The organism is Streptomyces sp. NPDC054794 (assembly GCF_053611585.1).
The window spans coordinates 1-15,973 of sequence record NZ_JBSHAQ010000102.1 but is presented as its reverse complement, the minus strand read 5'-3'; the positions used below and the strand labels follow the sequence as shown (position 1 = coordinate 15,973).

At 72.1% G+C, this 15,973-nt stretch carries 13 protein-coding genes; 2 read left to right on the top strand and 11 right to left on the bottom strand.

Going from position 1 to position 15,973, the window contains the following annotated elements; genetic code table 11:
* Positions 1-1,230, top strand: a 1,230-nt coding sequence (locus ACWGKT_RS46975) for a hypothetical protein (RefSeq protein ID WP_453278587.1), incomplete at its 5' end; no start/stop codon positions are given.
* A 91-nt stretch (positions 1,231-1,321) separates the two neighbouring features.
* Here ACWGKT_RS46975 and ACWGKT_RS46970 read toward each other — a convergent pair.
* The 6 genes from ACWGKT_RS46970 to ACWGKT_RS46945 form a co-directional block, all read right to left on the bottom strand.
* Complete coding sequence (locus tag ACWGKT_RS46970; protein ID WP_453278586.1) at positions 1,322-2,203, bottom strand: methylenetetrahydrofolate reductase; 882 nt, start codon at positions 2,201-2,203, stop codon at positions 1,322-1,324.
* 81 nt (positions 2,204-2,284) lie between these two features.
* A complete protein-coding gene (locus ACWGKT_RS46965) occupies positions 2,285-2,986 on the bottom strand; it encodes an SDR family oxidoreductase (protein ID WP_453278585.1) in 702 nt (233 codons plus the stop codon).
* Between the two features lie 88 nt (positions 2,987-3,074).
* On the bottom strand, positions 3,075-3,584 hold the full coding sequence (locus ACWGKT_RS46960) for an O-acetyl-ADP-ribose deacetylase (RefSeq protein WP_453278584.1): 510 nt from the start codon (positions 3,582-3,584) through the stop codon (positions 3,075-3,077).
* Between the two features lie 77 nt (positions 3,585-3,661).
* A complete protein-coding gene (locus tag ACWGKT_RS46955; RefSeq protein ID WP_453278583.1) occupies positions 3,662-5,074 on the bottom strand; it encodes a phytoene desaturase family protein in 1,413 nt (470 codons plus the stop codon).
* 113 nt (positions 5,075-5,187) lie between these two features.
* Positions 5,188-6,030 (bottom strand): inositol monophosphatase family protein, encoded by an 843-nt coding sequence (locus ACWGKT_RS46950; protein ID WP_453278582.1) that lies wholly within the window; start codon positions 6,028-6,030, stop codon positions 5,188-5,190.
* A 103-nt stretch (positions 6,031-6,133) separates the two neighbouring features.
* Entirely contained in the window at positions 6,134-7,942 is a 1,809-nt protein-coding gene (locus tag ACWGKT_RS46945; RefSeq protein WP_453278581.1) for a gamma-glutamyltransferase family protein, read from the bottom strand.
* Between the two features lie 402 nt (positions 7,943-8,344).
* Between ACWGKT_RS46945 and ACWGKT_RS46940 the strand changes: the two genes are divergently transcribed.
* Positions 8,345-9,013, top strand: coding sequence for a hypothetical protein (locus ACWGKT_RS46940; protein ID WP_453278580.1), 669 nt, complete (start codon positions 8,345-8,347; stop codon positions 9,011-9,013).
* 28 nt (positions 9,014-9,041) lie between these two features.
* On the opposite strand, the gene ACWGKT_RS46935 is transcribed toward ACWGKT_RS46940, so the two are convergent.
* The 5 genes from ACWGKT_RS46935 to ACWGKT_RS46915 all read right to left on the bottom strand — a co-directional run bounded on the left by ACWGKT_RS46935 (position 9,042) and on the right by ACWGKT_RS46915 (position 15,852).
* Positions 9,042-10,568: an NCS1 family nucleobase:cation symporter-1 gene (locus tag ACWGKT_RS46935; RefSeq protein WP_453278579.1), complete on the bottom strand. Its 1,527-nt coding sequence runs from the start codon at positions 10,566-10,568 to the stop codon at positions 9,042-9,044.
* 164 nt (positions 10,569-10,732) lie between these two features.
* Positions 10,733-11,755: a TIGR03842 family LLM class F420-dependent oxidoreductase gene (locus ACWGKT_RS46930; RefSeq protein WP_453278578.1), complete on the bottom strand. Its 1,023-nt coding sequence runs from the start codon at positions 11,753-11,755 to the stop codon at positions 10,733-10,735.
* A gap of 11 nt (positions 11,756-11,766) precedes the next feature.
* Positions 11,767-13,170, bottom strand: coding sequence for a dihydropyrimidinase (hydA, locus tag ACWGKT_RS46925; protein WP_453278577.1), 1,404 nt, complete (start codon positions 13,168-13,170; stop codon positions 11,767-11,769).
* A 118-nt stretch (positions 13,171-13,288) separates the two neighbouring features.
* Complete coding sequence (locus ACWGKT_RS46920) at positions 13,289-14,131, bottom strand: nitrilase-related carbon-nitrogen hydrolase (RefSeq protein ID WP_356146373.1); 843 nt, start codon at positions 14,129-14,131, stop codon at positions 13,289-13,291.
* Between the two features lie 155 nt (positions 14,132-14,286).
* On the bottom strand, positions 14,287-15,852 hold the full coding sequence (locus tag ACWGKT_RS46915; protein ID WP_453278576.1) for a PucR family transcriptional regulator: 1,566 nt from the start codon (positions 15,850-15,852) through the stop codon (positions 14,287-14,289).
* Positions 15,853-15,973: the final 121 nt, after the last annotated feature.

Below are 15,973 nucleotides of genomic sequence, written 5' to 3'. Positions count from 1 at the left end.
ACCCTCTCCTCCACCGTCTCCGCCTCCTTCAGCTCCGCCACCGGAAGGACGGTCACCGTTCTCACCGCTACCGCCGCCTTCACCGCCACCACCGGAGCCGCCACCGTCACCGCCACCGTGGCCGCTGCCACCGGAGGGACGGTCACCGTTCTCGCCGCTGCCGCCTTCACCGCCGCCACCGGAGCCGCCGCCCTCGCCGCCGCCACCGTGGCCGTCTCCCTCGTCACGGTCGAAGATGCCGCCGTGTCCGAAGTGACCGGCGTCGCCGCCGCCGTCGGCGCCACCCCCGAATCCGCCGAAGCCGCCGCCGTGACCGCCGCCGAAGGAACCGTCACCGCCGCCGTGCCCACCGAGGCCGCCGCCGAAGTCGCCCCCGGAACCGAAACCGCCGTCGCCGAAGCCACCGGCGCCCCCGCCGTCACCGAAGCCACCGTCCGCGCCGCCGAAGCCGCCCTCGGTGCCGCCGAAACCACCGTCCTCACCACCGAAGCCACCCTCGGCACCGCCACCGAAGCCGCCCTCCGCACCGCCGGTGTGGTCCCCGAACCCGCCGAAGTCACCGAAGCCGCCGCCGAACTCGCCGAGGCCGCCGCCCACCTCACCCGGCGACTGGATCAGCTCGCCGCCCAACAGGCTCTGGGCGTCCGTCGACGGCGCGCCGAGGCCGAGGGCGCCCTCGTGGCCGGCGCCGGCGGGACCGGGCAGCTCCGCCCCGTGGTCGACGCTCGCGTGGTCGACGCTCGCGTGGTCGACGCCGGCGTGGTCCGCGGGCAGGTGGTCGCCGGACACGTGGTCGACCGGCACGTCGTGGTGCGCGAGCGAATGGGCCGCGCTCCCGAAGAACAGGGACGATTTGGACAGTCGTGCGTCGAGTGCGGCCGGTCCCCCGTCCGTACCGGACTCGACGCGCAGGGAACGCAGTTCGGCCACCTGCGCGGGCGTGAGGCCGAGTCTTCGGGCCACCTCGTCGGTGTCACCGTCGAGCTCGGCTCTGAAGGCCGGGTCGACGGCGAGGCGGGTCATGGCATCGCGAAAGGCGTGGTCGGTCATGTCGTCGGGTCTCCGTGGGTCTGCGGTCTGCTGGTGCCGAGCCCGGCGGAGCTGAGGATCCCCCCTGGTCGGCGGCAACTGCCCATTCCGGCCATCCCCACCGATGCCTGTAGGGACGGTTATAGGGGTCATGACATGAACTGCGCAAGGCCGGGAGCCGGGAGCTTTGCGTGCATATGACACAGGGACGGTCGACCGCGACCTGTCCGTACCCGGTCGGACACGACCGGCAACGATCGGCTACGAGCGGCCACGGCCGGTCGGCGGACGGTCACGCTGCGGCGGGTCGGTCGTCCGTCCGGTACCGGGCGATCCACTCCGACGTGGCCCGCAGCCCGCCGAAGGTGTAGAAGTGCACCTTCAGGTCGCCGTGGCGGCGCGGGTCGTACTCACCAGCCAGCGCGTGCAGGAAGCGGTCGGGGCCGGCCGTGCCCATGAGGTTGGTCAGGGAGAACCCGTACTTGCGGGCGATGGAGGCGCTGGTGCCGACGCCGAAGCGGGCCGCGTGGCCCAGCAGGCGGCGCACGCCGGCGGGTCCGGGCACACCGATCCGGATGGGCAGGTCCACGCCCCGGGAGCGCACCGCCTCGACCCAGGTGAGCACCGGGTCGACGTCGAAGCCGAACTGGGTGATGACGTCGCCCGCGAGCCGCTCGGTGCCGAGGACGGTGTGCTTGTCGGTGAGGGCGGACCACAGGGACCGCTCGGTGATGGCGGGGTGGCCCTCCGGGTAGCCGCTGATGCCGACGTGGCGGACGCCGTAGCGCTGGAGCAGCCCGGTGCGCAGGACGGCCAGGGCGTCCCCGTAGGGGCCCTCGGGGCGGGCGGGGTCGCCGCCCACGACGAACACGTTCTCGGCGGTGCCGTCGGCCGCCAGGGCGGCCAGGAACCGTTCGAGGTCGTCGTGGGAGGGGAGGCGGCGGGCCGAGATGTGCGGGACGGGGACGAAGCCCAGGCGCTTGACCGCGCGGGCGGCGTCCAGCCGCGTCGCCAGGTCCTCGTTGCCGAGGAAGGTGACGTTGATGCGGGTGCCCCGCGGGATCGTGGCGTGGGCCTCTTCGAGCTTCGGTACGTCCTTGCCGGTCATCTCCAGGGAGAAGTCGTCCAGCAGGGAGGTGACCGGCGCGGTCGGGGCCGTGGGACCCGGGTTCATCGTGCTCCTCAGTCTCGGGCCGTCCGGGCCCCGGCCGATGATGTCATGCGCGCCGCCGGCGCCGGCCACGAGGGCCGGGCGTCACTGCGCGAGCTGCTGGTACATCTCGGCCACGTCCCCGGACAGCGCGCTCTTGACCCAGCGCGTGATGTCGTCGCCCAGCACCTCGTGGGCGCCCGTCTCGATGCCCTCCAGGGCGGCCGCCGCGATGTCGTGGGCGTTCGCCTTGGGCCCCTCGATGCCCGCCGTCATGTCGGTGTCGACGTACGCCATGTGCAGCCCGGTGACACCGATGCCGCGCGGCTGCAGCTCCAGGCGGAGGCTGTTGGTCTGGGACCACAGCGCGGCCTTGGTGGAGCTGTAGCTGCTGCCGTCCGCGAGCCAGGACAGGGCCGAGTGGACGTTGAGGATGTGGCCGCCGCCGTTGCGCTCGATGACCGGCACGAAGGCGCGGGCCACCAGGAGCGGGCCGTAGTAGTTGATCTCGAACTCGCGCCGGATGTCGTCGAGCGGGGAGGTCAGGAAGCGGGCGCCGGTCGCGATACCGGCGTTGTTGATCAGGACGGTGACGTCCTGGGCCGTCTCGGCGAGCGCCGCCACGGACGCGGGGTCGCCGACCTCCAGGGGCAGCGGGACGGCGTCCGGGTGGGGGACGGTACGGGGGTCGCGGGCCGTGGCGTACACCTTCTCCGCGCCGCGCGTGTAGGCCTCCTCCACCAGCGACTTTCCGATGCCCCGGCTGCCGCCGGTGACGAGGACGACGGAACCCTTGATCGCGGTCATGACAGTCTCCAGACACGAGAAACCGATCGGTTTCCTCCATCGTAAACCGATCGGTTTCCATGTCAAAGGCGCGACGTGACGACCCCTGTCAGCCGACCTGACCGGCGAACGCCTGGTACGCCGGCTCGTCGAAGAGCACGAACCTGACCTCCTCGACGGCCGTGTCCGCGGCGCGCACCGTCGCCACCGCGATCCGGGCGCCGTCGTCCATCGGCCAGCCGTAGATGCCGGTGGAGATCGCCGGGAACGCGACCGTACGGGCGCCGAGTTCGTCGGCGACCCTGAGTGACTCCCGGTAGCAGGAGGCCAGCAGCTCCGAGCGGTCCTCGGTGGACGACCAGACGGGACCCACCGTGTGGATCACCCAGGACGCGTCCAGCTCGCCCGCGGTCGTGGCGACCGCCTGGCCCGTGGGCAGGCCCTTGCCGTACCGGGAGGCGCGCAGCGCGCGGCACTCCGCAAGGACGGCGGGGCCACCGCGCCGGTGGATCGCGCCGTCGACGCCTCCGCCGCCGAGCAGCGAGGAGTTCGCCGCGTTGACGATGGCGTCGACGGTCTGCCGGGTGATGTCGCCCTGCACGAGCGTGATGGTGGTCATGGCCGCCTCTATACCAGCCGGGTTGTCCCGGAGCCGGGTGATTTCGGCCGGGGGCGCCGGGCGGCGTGGCGGGGGCGCTACCGCTGCTCGCGCAGCCTCCGCCAGACCGCCTTCGCCGCGTTGTGGCCCGACATGCCGTGCACACCGGGGCCCGGCGGTGTGGCCGAGGAGCAGATGAAGACCGCCGGGTGCGGGGTGTGGTACGGGAACAGCGACAGTTTGGGCCGCAGCAGGATCTGCAGGCCGGACACCGCGCCGGATCCGATGTCGCCGCCCACGTAGTTGGCGTTGCGGGTGGCGAGTTCGGGCGGGCCCGCGGTGGCGCGGGCGAGCACGCGGTCACGGAACCCCGGGGCGAAGCGCTCCAGTTGGCGCTCCAGGACGTCCGTGAGGTCGCCGGTCCAGCCGCTGGGCACATGGCCGTACGCCCAGAAGACCTGCTTGCCCTCGGGCGCCCGGGTGGGATCGGCGACGCTCGGCTGCACGGTGATCATGAAGGGCCGGTCGGGGGCGCGGCCCTCGCGGGACACGGCGCGCAGGGCGGTGCCGATCTCCGCACTGTCGGCGCCGATCTGCACGGTGCCGGCGGTGCGCGCCTGGGGGGCGGTCCAGGGGACCGGGCCGTCCAGCGCGTAGTCGACCTTGAAGACGCCCGGGCCGTACCGGTAGCCCGCGTAGTAGCTGCCGAAACCGGCGATGCGGGACAGGGCGGTGGGCGAGGTGTCGAAGACGTACGCGCGCGCGGGGGGCAGGTCGTCCAGGCGCTTGACCTCGTAGTCGGTGTGGACGGCGCCGTCGAGGTCCTTGAGGTAGGCGGCGAGGGCGTCGGAGATCGACTGGGAGCCGCCGCGGGCGAGGGGCCAGCCTCGGGCGTGCGCGCACAGGGCGAAGACAAGGCCGATCGCACTGGTGGCGAAGCCGCCGAGGGGGGCCATGACGTGGCCCACCAGGCCCGCGAAGAGGGTCCGGGCCCGTTCGTCGCGGAAGCGGCGCATGAGCCAGGTGGAGGGCGGCAACCCGGCCAGGCCGAAGCGGGCGAGGGTGACCGGGTCGCGCGGGAGCGAGGTGAGCGGCAGGGACATGAAGTCCCGGACCAGGCTGTCCCACTTGGGGAGGTACGGCTCGACCAGCCTGCGGTACGCGCCCGCGTCGCGCGGCCCGAACGAGGCGGCCGTCTCGGCCACGGACCGGGACAGCACCGCGGCGGTGCCGTCCGGGAACGGGTGGGCCATGGGCAGCTCGGGGTGCACCCACTGAAGGCCGTACCGGTCGAGGGGCATCGCGCGGAACGCGGGTGAGTTGATACCGAGGGGGTGCGCGGCGGAGCACGGGTCGTGCCGGAAGCCGGGCAGGGTGAGCTCTTCGGTGCGCGCTCCCCCGCCGATCGCGTCCCGGGCCTCGAAAAGGGCCACGGAGAACCCCCGCCGGGCCAGCTCCACGGCAGCCGTCAGCCCGTTCGGCCCCGCTCCCACCACGACCGCATCGAGCATCGACGGCACCTTCGGACCCCTTCGTCAGCCGATGGCCACTCGGGTTCAGGATATGCCGGGGGTACGACAGCTCAGGCGGCGCGGGGGGATTCAGGGGGCGGACCGGCCCCGAATCAGCCCGCCGCGCGCAGGAGTTCGTGCACGCGGCGCGCCGTGGCCGCGTCCCGTGCCGCCGTGAACGGCAGGGCGTTGCCGCCGGTGACGCGGAAGGGTTCGCCGGTGAGGGTCAGGTGGGCGCCGCCGGCCTCCTCTACGAGCAGGAGGCCCGCCGCGTGGTCCCAGGCGGCTTCCCAGGAGAACACGGTGGCGTCCAGCGCGCCGCGGGCGACGGCGAGGTACTCCAGGCCGGCCGAGCCGCAGGGGCGCGGGGCAATGCCGTCGGTGCGCAGGCCGAGGAGCGCGCGCTTTTGCTCGTCGGTCGTGTAGTCCGGGTGGGAGGTGGCCACGACCAGGTCCCGGCCGGGGGCGGGCGGGCCCGCGAGGAGCCGCTCGCCGCCCAGGAAGGCGCCCTGGCCCCGTACGGCCGTGGCGAGCTGGTCGAGGACCGGCGCGTACGTCCAGGAGGCCAGCAGGACGCCACGGTGGGCGAGCGCGACCAGCGTGCAGAAGCCGGGGTCGCCGTGCACGAACTGCCGGGTGCCGTCGACCGGGTCGACGATCCACACCGGCGCGTCGCCCTGTATGGCCTCGTAGGTGGCCGGGTCGGCGTGCACCGCTTCCTCGCCGACCACGACGGAGCCGGGCAGCAGAGCGACGAGCGCCTCGGTGAGGAATTTCTCCGCGAGGCGGTCGGCGTCCGTCACCAGGTCGTGCGGGCCGCTCTTCTGGTCGACCTCGTCCTCGGCGAGCCGGCGGAAGCGGGGCAGGATTTCGGTGGCGGCGGCCTTGTGCACCGCTTCCACCACGTCGGATGCGTGTCGAGCGAGAAACTCGTCGGTGGTTTCCATGTAGTCCATCACGCACCCCATGAGAGCACGCCCCACTGACAACCCACGCCCGCGGGGTGTACGAAAGGTGGAATCCGGGCGAACAACCGGCGCCGGTGATCGTCCGGCAGGGTCAGCGGCCGACCGCGTATCCCTGCATGCCGCGCGGGTTCGCCGCGGCCGACAGGATGCCCGTCCCCGGGTCGCGGGCCACCGCGCACAGCCGCCCCTCGGACCAGCCGTGGCCGACCGTGACGTCGTGGCCGCGCCGCCGCAGCTCCGCGACGACCTCGGGGGCGACGCGGGACTCGACGGTGACGCTGCCGGGCCGCCACCCGCGCGGGTGGAAGGAGCCGGGGAAGCTGTCGTTGTGCCAGTTCGGCGCGTCGACAGCGCCCTGGAGGTCGAGCCCGCCGCGGACCGGGGGGCGCAGCGCGAGGGCCAGGAGGAAGTGCAGCTGCCACTGGTCCTGCTGGTCCCCGCCGGGCGTCCCGAACGCCAGGACCGGGGTCCCGTCGCGCAGCGCGATCGACGGGGTCAGGGTGGTGCGGGGGCGGCGCCCCGGGGTGAGGGAATTGGGCAGGCCCTCCTCCAGCCAGGCCATCTGGAGCCGGGTGCCGAGGGGGAAGCCGAGCTCGGGCACGACGGGGTTGGACTGGAGCCAGCCGCCGCTGGGCGTGGCCGCGATCATGTTGCCCCAGCGGTCGACGACGTCGAGGTGACAGGTGTCGCCCCGGGTGGCGCCGTCGGCGTCGACCTCCGGCTCGCCGGGCATCCGGGCGACGGTCGGCTCGCCGGCGCCCATCGGGTCGAAGCCGGGGTCGGCGGCCGGCACGCGCGCGTGCGCGCTCAGCCGGGGCGCGCGTCCGCCGGGGCTGCCGGGCCGCAGCTCGTACGACGCCGTGGCACCGACGAGGCCTCGCCGTCCGGCGTTGTAGGCGTCCGAGAGCAGTTCCGCGAGCGGCACCTCGGCGGCGTCGCCGTACCAGGCCTCGCGGTCGGCCATGGCGAGCTTGCAGCCCTCGATCAGCAGGTGGACGTAGTCCGCGGAGCCGTACGGAGGCAGCTCGGGCGGGAGCAGCGCGAGCTGCTGGAGGAGGACCGGGCCCTGGCTCCAGGGGCCGGCCTTGCACAGGGTCCAGCCGTTCCAGTCGTACGTCGCGGGCGCCTCGTAGGTCGCGGACCAGCCGGCCAGGTCGGCGGCGGTGAGCGTGCCGGTGTGGTGTTCGCCGCTGGTGTCCAGGGTGGGCCGCCCGGACTGCCGTACCAGCGCCTCGGCGACGAAGCCGGCGCGCCACACCTGGCGCGCGGCCTCGATCCGCGCCTCTCGGTCCCGCGCGCCCTCGGTCTCTGCGAGCAGCCGCTTCCAGGTCGCGGCGAGCGCGGGGTTGCGGAACAGGACGCCGGGCCGGGGCGGCTTCCCGCCGGGCAGGTACACCTCCGCCGACGAGGTCCACTCCGTCTCGAACAGCTTCCGTACGCTCTCCACGGTCGCGCCGACGTTCTCCACGGGCGCGTGGCCGTGCTCGGCGTATCCGACGGCGTACTTCAGGACGTCGGGGAGGGACTTCGTGCCGTGGTCGCGCAGCAGCAGCATCCAGGCGTCGAAGGCGCCCGGGACCGCGGCCGCCAGGGGCCCGGTGCCGGGGACGAGGTCCAGGCCGAGCCCCCGGTAGTGCGCGACCGTCGCCGCCGCCGGCGCCACGCCCTGCCCGCACAGCACGCGCACCTCGCCGCCCGCCGGGGCGAGCAGGATCGGCACCTCGCCGGCCGGCCCGTTCAGGTGCGGCTCGACGACGTGCAGCACGAACGCGCCCGCGACCGCGGCGTCATAGGCGTTGCCGCCGTCCTCCAGGACGGCCATCGCCGTCTGCGAGGCCAGCCAGTGGGTGGAGGACACCATGCCGAAGGTGCCCTGGAGGGTGGGCCGGGTGGTGAACACGGGGGCTCCTCGCTGCGCGGCGGTGGCTCGTGATCGTACGTACCCGAAGGCCGTGCGCCGATGCGCGGCGGGGCGGGATCCCGGTTCAGGGCTGCGGGAACCTGGCCGCCGCCTGCCGGCGGGCGGACGAACCCCGACGCGCCGTACGGCAGTTGCGACTGGCCGTACGCGAAATCGCCGCCCACCGCACCGCGCTGGTGCTGCGGGATCCGGGCGAACGCCGAGCGGCCCCGACGGGAGACCGGACATAAAGGGACACACAGCCCGCCGTTGGCGCTCCACCGTCACCGCGCGGGCACGGAGCGAGTTGACACTTCCGCCCCACAGGGACTCGTGTGACACTGGCGTCCCGTCCGCAGTGTGGACTCCCTCCGCACCCCCTCCCCCACGGAGAAGTGCGCCGTGCGTGATCTTCCTCTGCCGCTCACCCTGACCGCGCGCCTGTCGCCGGTCGTCGTGCTCGCCGCGGCCGGCTGGGCCATGTCGTCCGGCCCGTTCTCCGCGACTCCGACCGCCGAGCACGAGCCGTCCCCGAAGACGCCCTCCCAGTCCGCCTCCGCACCGTCGTCGACGGCGGTGACGAAGACGTACGCCGCGCCGCCGGCGCCCTGCGCGGGCGTCACGGGGACGACCGTCAAGTCACTGGTGCCCGGCGCCAAGACGGCCGGCAAGGAGATCCCCTCGACGGACACGAAGCTGCGCCGCACCTGCTCCTGGAACGCGCTCAAGGGGTACGACTACCGCTGGCTCGACGTCTCCTACGAGATCACCCCCTCGGACCAGGCGGCCGAGAAGGAGTACAAGGCGCGCATCGCGGACAAGAGCGGCGGAGGGGATGTTCCCGGCGTCGGCAACTCCGGCTACTCCGTGGTGAACCTGAGCACCGAGGACAAGCAGCAGACCCGCGAGGGCGTGGTGATCGTCCGTTCCTCCAACGCGCTCGTGATCGTCACCTTCAACGGCAGCGACTTCGAGACGAAGAAGGCGCCCGACTCGGACGTGATCAACAAGGGCGCCATCAAGGCGGCGAAGGACGCGGTGGCGGCGTTGGAGAACGGCCACACCGGGTGACCGTCCTCCGTGCCGCGGCCGGCCCCCGTCAGGCGACGGCCGGCCTCCTCCCGGTCAGCGTCATCAGCGCCAGGTACAACACCAGGGACGTGCCGAGGCCCACCGCCCAGCCGTAGTCGGCCAGGGAGGACAGCGCCGGGATGGGCCTGCCGTCGATCAGCGGTTTGAAGCTGGCGCCGCCGACAGCCAGCACGCCGCCCGCCACGAAGGCCACGACCGCCCGCCAGTTCCAGCCGCCCTCGTACCAGTAGCGGCCGCCCGTGCGGTACAGGTCGACGAGGTCGAGGCGGGTGCGGCGCAGGATCCAGTAGTCGGCGATGAGGATGCCCGCGACCGTGCCGAGCAGGCCGCCGACCAGGCCGAGCCAGGTGAAGATGTAGCCCTGCGGGTCGGAGTACAGCTTCCACGGGAAGATCAGCACACCGAGGACGCAGGTGGCCAGCGCGCCGGTGCGGAAACTGATCCTGCGGGGCGCGATGTTGGAGAAGTCGAAGGCCGGCGAGACCAGGTTGGCCGCGATGTTCACGGAGAGCGTGGCCACCAGCACGGTCACCAGCGCGTACAGCAGGCCCACCACGTTGTCGGTCTGGGCGGCCAGTTGGACCGGGTCCCAGATCGGCTTGCCGTACACCGCCTGCGAGCCGGAGGTCACCAGCACGGACAGGAAGGCGAAGAGGGTCATCGTGGTCGGCAGGCCGAGGGCCTGGCCCCACGTCTGGGCCTTCTGGCTTCTGCCGTAGCGGGTGAAGTCGGGGATGTTCAGGCTGAGCGTGGACCAGAAGCCGATCATTCCCATGAGGGAGGGCCAGAACAGCTTCCAGAAGTCGCCTCCCCAGCCCAGCTTGGACGGCTGGTCGAACAGCGGGCCGAGGCCTCCGGCCTTGTCGCTCATCCACCACAGCATCACGAAGGCGCCGACGAGGACGAAGGGCGCCGCCCAGTTCTCGAAGCGGCGGATGGTGTCCATGCCCCGGTAGATGATGGCGACCTGGATGACCCAGAAGAGCGCGAAGGAGAGCCACATCGTCCAGGCGTAGCCGCCGACCTTGGAGGCGTCGGTCCAGCTGTCGCCGATGAGCTTCCCGGCGAGGAAGTAGATGGCCTCGCCGCCGATCCAGGTCTGGATGCCGAACCAGCCGCACGCCACCAACGCCCGCACCACGGCGGGCAGGTTGGCGCCGCGCACGCCGAAGCTGGCGCGGGCGAAGACCGGGAAGGGGATGCCGTACTTCGGTCCCGCGTGCCCGGTGAGCAGCATCGGGACCAGCACGATCAGGTTGGCCAGGGCGATGGTGAACACCGCCTGCTTCCAGTCCATGCCGACGGCGATGAGACCGGAGGCCAGGGTCCAGGAGGCCGTGTTGTGGGCCATGCCGACCCACAGGGCCGAGAAGTTGTACGTGGTCCAGGTGCGCTTCTCGACCGGGACCGGGAGCAGGTCCGCGTTGGCGTACGGGCCGCTGGGCTGCGGCGAACCAGGAGCGATCTCCACCCGGCCGTCGGCGCGGGTGACTTGGGAGGTCGGCGGTATGGCTGTGGGAGCGGTGTCGGTCATGGGCAGGCCAATCAATGAGGTGGGTCGGGGAGGAAAGGCCGTGCGGGTTTCGCCGATGGGGGGTGCGCTCCTCGGGGCGTGGGCGGCCCGAAGAAGACCGATGGGGAGCGTCCTGTGCCCCCTTCCCCGGACGGTGGGAAGGGGGAGTTCACTTCAGGGGTGGTTCAGCCGTTGACGGCCGGGATGACCGTCGTCCCGTACGCGTCGATGACGGCTTCCTGCGCGTCGTGCATGTCGTAGACGGCGAACTGGTCGACGCCCAGCTCGCGCAGGGCGCCGAGCTTCTCGATGTGCTTCTCGGCCGGTCCGATCAGACAGAACCGGTCGACGATCTCGTCGGGCACGAACTCGGTGTCGGGGTTTCCGCTGCGCCCGTGGTGGGAGTAGTCGTATCCCTGCCGGGCCTTGATGTAGTCGGTGAGTTCCTCGGGGACTGCGGCGGAGTGCGCGCCGTACTTGGAGACCAGGTCCGCGACGTGGTTGCCGACCATTCCGCCGAACCACCGGCACTGGTCGCGCGCGTGGCCGAGGGCCTCGGGCGAGTCGTCCTCGGTGACATAGGCGGGCGCGGCGACGCAGATCTTCACCTCGGAGGGGTCGCGACCCGCCGCGGCGGCCGCGTCCTTCACGGCCTTGACCATGTACTCGGTGAGGTAGAGGTCGGCGAGCTGGAGGATGAAGCCATCGGCCTCCTCGCCGGTCATCTGCAGGGCCTTGGGGCCGTACGCGGCCATCCAGACCGGGAGTTCGGCGCCCGGCTTGATCCACGGGAACTTGACGACCGTGCCGCCGCCGAGGTCGGCCGACTCGCCCCGTCCCAGGGCCCGGATCACCTTCATGGCCTCGCTGATGCGGGCCAGGGTGTTGGGCTTGCGGCCGGCCACGCGCATCGCGGAGTCGCCGCGGCCGATGCCGCACACGGTGCGGTTGCCGAACATGTCGTTGAGGGTGGCGAAGGTGGAGGCGGTGACCTCCCAGGTGCGGGTGCCGGGGTTGGTGACCATCGGGCCGACCGTGAGCTTCTCGGTGTTGGCGAGGATCTGGCTGTAGATGACGAACGGCTCCTGCCAGAGCACGGCGGAGTCGAAGGTCCAGCCGTAGGTGAAGCCGTTGTGTTCGGCCCGTTTCATCAGGCTGACGACGCGGGAGGCCGGCGGGTCGGTCTGCAGGACGAGTCCGAAGTCCATGGGCGCGACTCCTAGTTGAGGTACTGACAGGTGGAGCGCGGGGTGTAGACGCCGTGGCCGGCGTGTCCGGTGTACTCCCGCTCGGTGATGACGAGTTCGCCGCGCGAGAGCACGGTCTCGACGCGGCCGGTGAGGCGCTTGCCCTCGTACGCCGAGTAGTCGACGTTCATGTGGTGCGTCTCGGCGGACACGACCTGCTCGGCGTGCGGGTCGTAGATGACGACGTCGGCGTCGGCGCCCGGCGTGATCGTGCCCTTCTTCGGGTACAGGCCGAACATCCGCGCCGGGGTGGCGCAGGCGATCTCGATCCAGCGGCGGCGCGAGATGTGTCCGTCGACGACGGCCTGGTGCAGCAGGTCCATCCGGTTCTCGACGCCGGGCAGGCCGTTGGGGATCTTGGAGAAGTCGCCGCGGCCGAGTTCCTTCTGGCCCGCGAAGCAGAAGGGGCAGTGGTCGGTGGAGACGACCTGGAGGTCGTTGGTCCGCAGCCCCTGCCAGAGCTTGGCCTGGTGCTCCTTGGGCCGCAGCGGCGTGCTGCACACGTACTTCGAGCCCTCGAAGTCCGGTTCGGCGAGGTTGTCGGTGGACAGGAACAGATACTGCGGGCAGGTCTCGCCGAAGACGTTCAGGCCCTCGTCGCGCGCCCTGGCCAGCTCGGCCACCGCCTCCATCGCCGAGACGTGCACGACGTACAGGGGGGCGCCCGCGACCTGGGCGAGCCTGATCGCGCGATGGGTGGCCTCGGCCTCCAGCAGGGCCTTGCGGACCTCGCCGTGGTAGCGGGGGTCGGTCTCGCCCCGGGCCAGCGCCTGCTCGACGAGGACGTCGATCGCGATGCCGTTCTCCGCGTGCATCATGATCAGGCCGCCGTTCTCGGCGGAGCGCTGCATGGCGCGCAGGATCTGGCCGTCGTCGCTGTAGAAGACGCCGGGGTAGGCCATGAACTGCTTGAAGGAGGTGACGCCCTCCTCCACGAGCAGGTCCATCTCCTTGAGCGTGTCCTGGTTCACGTCCGAGACGATCATGTGGAAGCCGTAGTCGACGGCGCAGTTGCCCTCGGCCTTGGCGTGCCAGGCGTCCAGTCCCTCGCGCAGGGTGTGGCCGACGCTCTGCACGGCGAAGTCGATGATCGTGGTCGTGCCGCCCCAGGCGGCGGCGCGGGTGCCGGTCTCGAAGGTGTCGGAGGCGAAGGTGCCGCCGAACGGCAGCTCCATGTGGGTGTGGGCGTCGACTCCGCCCGGGATCACGTACTTCCCGGCGGCGTCTATGATCTGCTCGGCAGTGAAGGCCTCGGCGGCCGGGGTGCCGGAGGCGGCGAGGGCGGCGATACGGCCGTCCTCGATCAGGACGTCTGCGTGGATCTCGTCGGACGCGGTGATGACGAGTCCGCCGCGGATCACTTTGCGGCCGGTCATGGGGTCCTCTCCTTCGTGGTCACGTACGGGTCCGACGTGGCTGGTCGCCCCCACGCGGCAGGAGCCGCGTGTTCGGCGCCGCCCCGCGCCCCTCGGGCGCAGGGCGCGCCGTTCGCTGCTACGGAGCCGTCAGCGGGCCGTACGCGTCGGGGCGGCGGTCGCGGAAGAACTGCCAGCGGTCGCGGACCTCGCGCAGCTTGGCCAGGTCCAGGTCGCGGACGACGAGTTCGGTCTCCTTGTCGGAGGCCACCTCGCCGACGAACTGGGCCTCCGGGTCCACGAAGTACGAGGTCCCGTAGAAGTCGTTGTCGCCCAGGTCCTCCACGCCGACCCGGTTGATCGCGCCGACGAAGTACTCGTTGGCCACGGCCGCCGCCGGCTGCTCCAGCTGCCACAGGTAGCGGGACAGGCCGCGCGAGGTGGCCGAGGGGTTGAAGACGATCTCGGCGCCGGCGAGCCCCAGCGCGCGCCAGCCCTCGGGGAAGTGCCGGTCGTAGCAGATGTACACGCCGATCCTGCCGACCGCCGTCTCGAACACCGGCCAGCCCGCGTTGCCGGGGCGGAAGTAGAACTTCTCCCAGAATCCCGGCACTTGGGGAATGTGGTGCTTGCGGTACTTGCCGAGGTACGAGCCGTCCGCGTCGAGGACGGCGGCGGTGTTGTAGAGGACGCCGGGCTGTTCCTCCTCGTACATCGGCAGGATCATGACGAGGCCCAGTTCCCGGGCCAGCGCCTGGAAGCGGCGGACGATCGGGCCCTCGGGAATCGCCTCGGCGTACTCGTAGAACGCCTTGTCCTGGACCTGGCAGAAGTACGGCCCGTAGAACAGCTCCTGGAAGCACAGCACTTGAGCGCCCTGCGCGGCCGCGTCGCGGGCCGCCTGCTCGTGGACCTGGATCATCGACTCCTTGTCGCCGGTCCAGGCGGTCTGGAAGAGGGCGGCACGGATCACTCTGCTCATCGGGACCTCCGGTCGCTCGGTGTGCGGTGAGCCTAGAAAGTCCTCGGGACCGGATTGAGTGGCAGCGTGTCACGTCTGAGGGCGCGCGGCGTGCCACGCTGTCACGTTCGCGTGGGCCCATGTTTCACCGCCGTTTTCCCAGGTCGGTCGTTGTTTCACTGCTGTTGCGCGTCGTGCGCGAGGAGAGCGATGTGCACCGAGGCGGCCTGTTCGAAGTCGTCGAGATCGACGCCCAGCCGCGTCTGTATGACCTCGAGACGGCGGTAGAGCGCGGGCCGGGAGACGTGGTGGAGCTGGGCGGTGCGGGACTTGTTGCGGCCGGTGGCGAGGAAGGTGCGCAGTACGGACAGCAGGTCCTCGTCGGCCGTGCACAGCAGCCCGTCCAACTCCCGCTCCGCGAAGGACTGCACATGCGGGTCGTCCCGCAACAGCCGGACCAGACCGCGCAGATGGACGTCCCTGAGACGTACGACGGGCGGCAGCTCCAGGGCGGCCGAGGAGTCGGCGACGGCGTCGGCGACGTGCTGGGCCTCGCGCAGCCCGGCGGGCACGTCTTCCCAGGAGATGCGGGGGCCGGCCGAGGCGACGACGGTACGGGCCACCCCGGACTCGGCGCGCAGCCGGGTCGCGAAGTGGTCCGTGAGGGCCGGCGCGTCCTGGTCCCGGGCGAGGCTGAGCAGCACCGCGGTGGCCCCGTCGGCGAGTTCGGCGACGAGCCCCGGGAGCCCCAGCATGCGCAGTACGCGGTCGAGTTGGGCGGGCTCCCGGTCCCGGACGACCAGCGGCACGAAGGTCCGCCGGTTGACCGGCAGCCCGGCCGCCCGCGCCCGGGGCAGCAGTTGCCTGGCCGGTACGACACCGGAGACCAGGTCGGTCAGCAGGCTCTGCGCGGACTGCTCCTCCCAGGTGTGGGCGGAGCCGCCGCCGAGCATCCGGTGCAGCACGAGGGCCTCGGCGGCCCGGTCGGCGAGCAGCCGACCGGTGGCCGTGTCGCCCCGGTGGCCGCACAACACGATCCACCCCCACCGCTCGCCGCGCCCGCTCAGTTCGGCCCGGATCCAGCCGTCGCCCTCGCTGCCGCCGGCCTGCCGGGCGATGCGTTCCCAGTCGCGCAGCACGTCGTCCACCGCGGACCGCTCCCCCGCGGTGGCCAGGACGCGGTGGGCGAGGTTGGTGACGACGACGGGGCAGGCGCTGTGCTGGGCGATCTCGTCGAGCAGCCGTTGCAGCGGGGCGCCCGCGGTGATGAGGCCGGTGAGCGCGGTCCGCACCTGCTCCGACAGGCTGACCGCGGCGAACTTGCGCCGCACCAGCCGGGACTGGACCTCCTCCGTCAACTCGGCGAAGGGGAACGGCCGGTGCAGGACGACCAGGGGCAGCCCGCACCGGTCGGCGGCCCGGCGCATCACGTCGGGCGGCGAGGGGAACGCCCGGCCCAGGCCCAGGACGACGGCCGCGGCCTCCGCGCGGTGCAGGGACTGGATGTACTCGGCCTGCTTGACCTCGTCGCCGGCGAGCAGCACCCCGGTGGTGAGCACCATCTCGCCGCCGATGAGCATCACGCCGACGTCGGCGGCCTCGGCGACATGCACCCAGCGCACCGGCCGGTCCAACTGCCCGGCCCCGGCCACCACCTCGGGCTCCCCGGCCAGCACCCGTTCCAGGGCGAGGACCTGCCGAACCGACAGCACGGGTTCCAGGGACTCCAAGGCGGTGGTCATGTCGTTCTTCCTTTTTTTGTGGCTCGGTTCGCCTCCGGGGCGCTGGAAGCCTGTGTCGAGAAACCGACCGTGCTCAGCCCTCCCGGGCGCCCCGCGCGCCGGTTAGAGTCACAGGCGCGCC

Excerpts from the sequence above, each read along its gene's own strand:
- ACWGKT_RS46915 (WP_453278576.1), bottom strand. The coding sequence starts at position 15,852 with ATGACCACCGCCTTGGAGTCCCTGGAACCCGTGCTGTCGGTTCGGCAG.
- ACWGKT_RS46920 (WP_356146373.1), bottom strand. The coding sequence starts at position 14,131 with ATGAGCAGAGTGATCCGTGCCGCCCTCTTCCAGACCGCCTGGACCGGC.
- hydA (WP_453278577.1), bottom strand. The coding sequence starts at position 13,170 with ATGACCGGCCGCAAAGTGATCCGCGGCGGACTCGTCATCACCGCGTCC.
- ACWGKT_RS46965 (WP_453278585.1), bottom strand. The coding sequence starts at position 2,986 with ATGACCGCGATCAAGGGTTCCGTCGTCCTCGTCACCGGCGGCAGCCGG.
- ACWGKT_RS46935 (WP_453278579.1), bottom strand. The coding sequence starts at position 10,568 with ATGACCGACACCGCTCCCACAGCCATACCGCCGACCTCCCAAGTCACC.
- ACWGKT_RS46930 (WP_453278578.1), bottom strand. The coding sequence starts at position 11,755 with ATGGACTTCGGACTCGTCCTGCAGACCGACCCGCCGGCCTCCCGCGTC.
- ACWGKT_RS46955 (WP_453278583.1), bottom strand. The coding sequence starts at position 5,074 with ATGCTCGATGCGGTCGTGGTGGGAGCGGGGCCGAACGGGCTGACGGCT.
- ACWGKT_RS46970 (WP_453278586.1), bottom strand. The coding sequence starts at position 2,203 with ATGAACCCGGGTCCCACGGCCCCGACCGCGCCGGTCACCTCCCTGCTG.
- ACWGKT_RS46950 (WP_453278582.1), bottom strand. The coding sequence starts at position 6,030 with ATGGACTACATGGAAACCACCGACGAGTTTCTCGCTCGACACGCATCC.
- ACWGKT_RS46960 (WP_453278584.1), bottom strand. The coding sequence starts at position 3,584 with ATGACCACCATCACGCTCGTGCAGGGCGACATCACCCGGCAGACCGTC.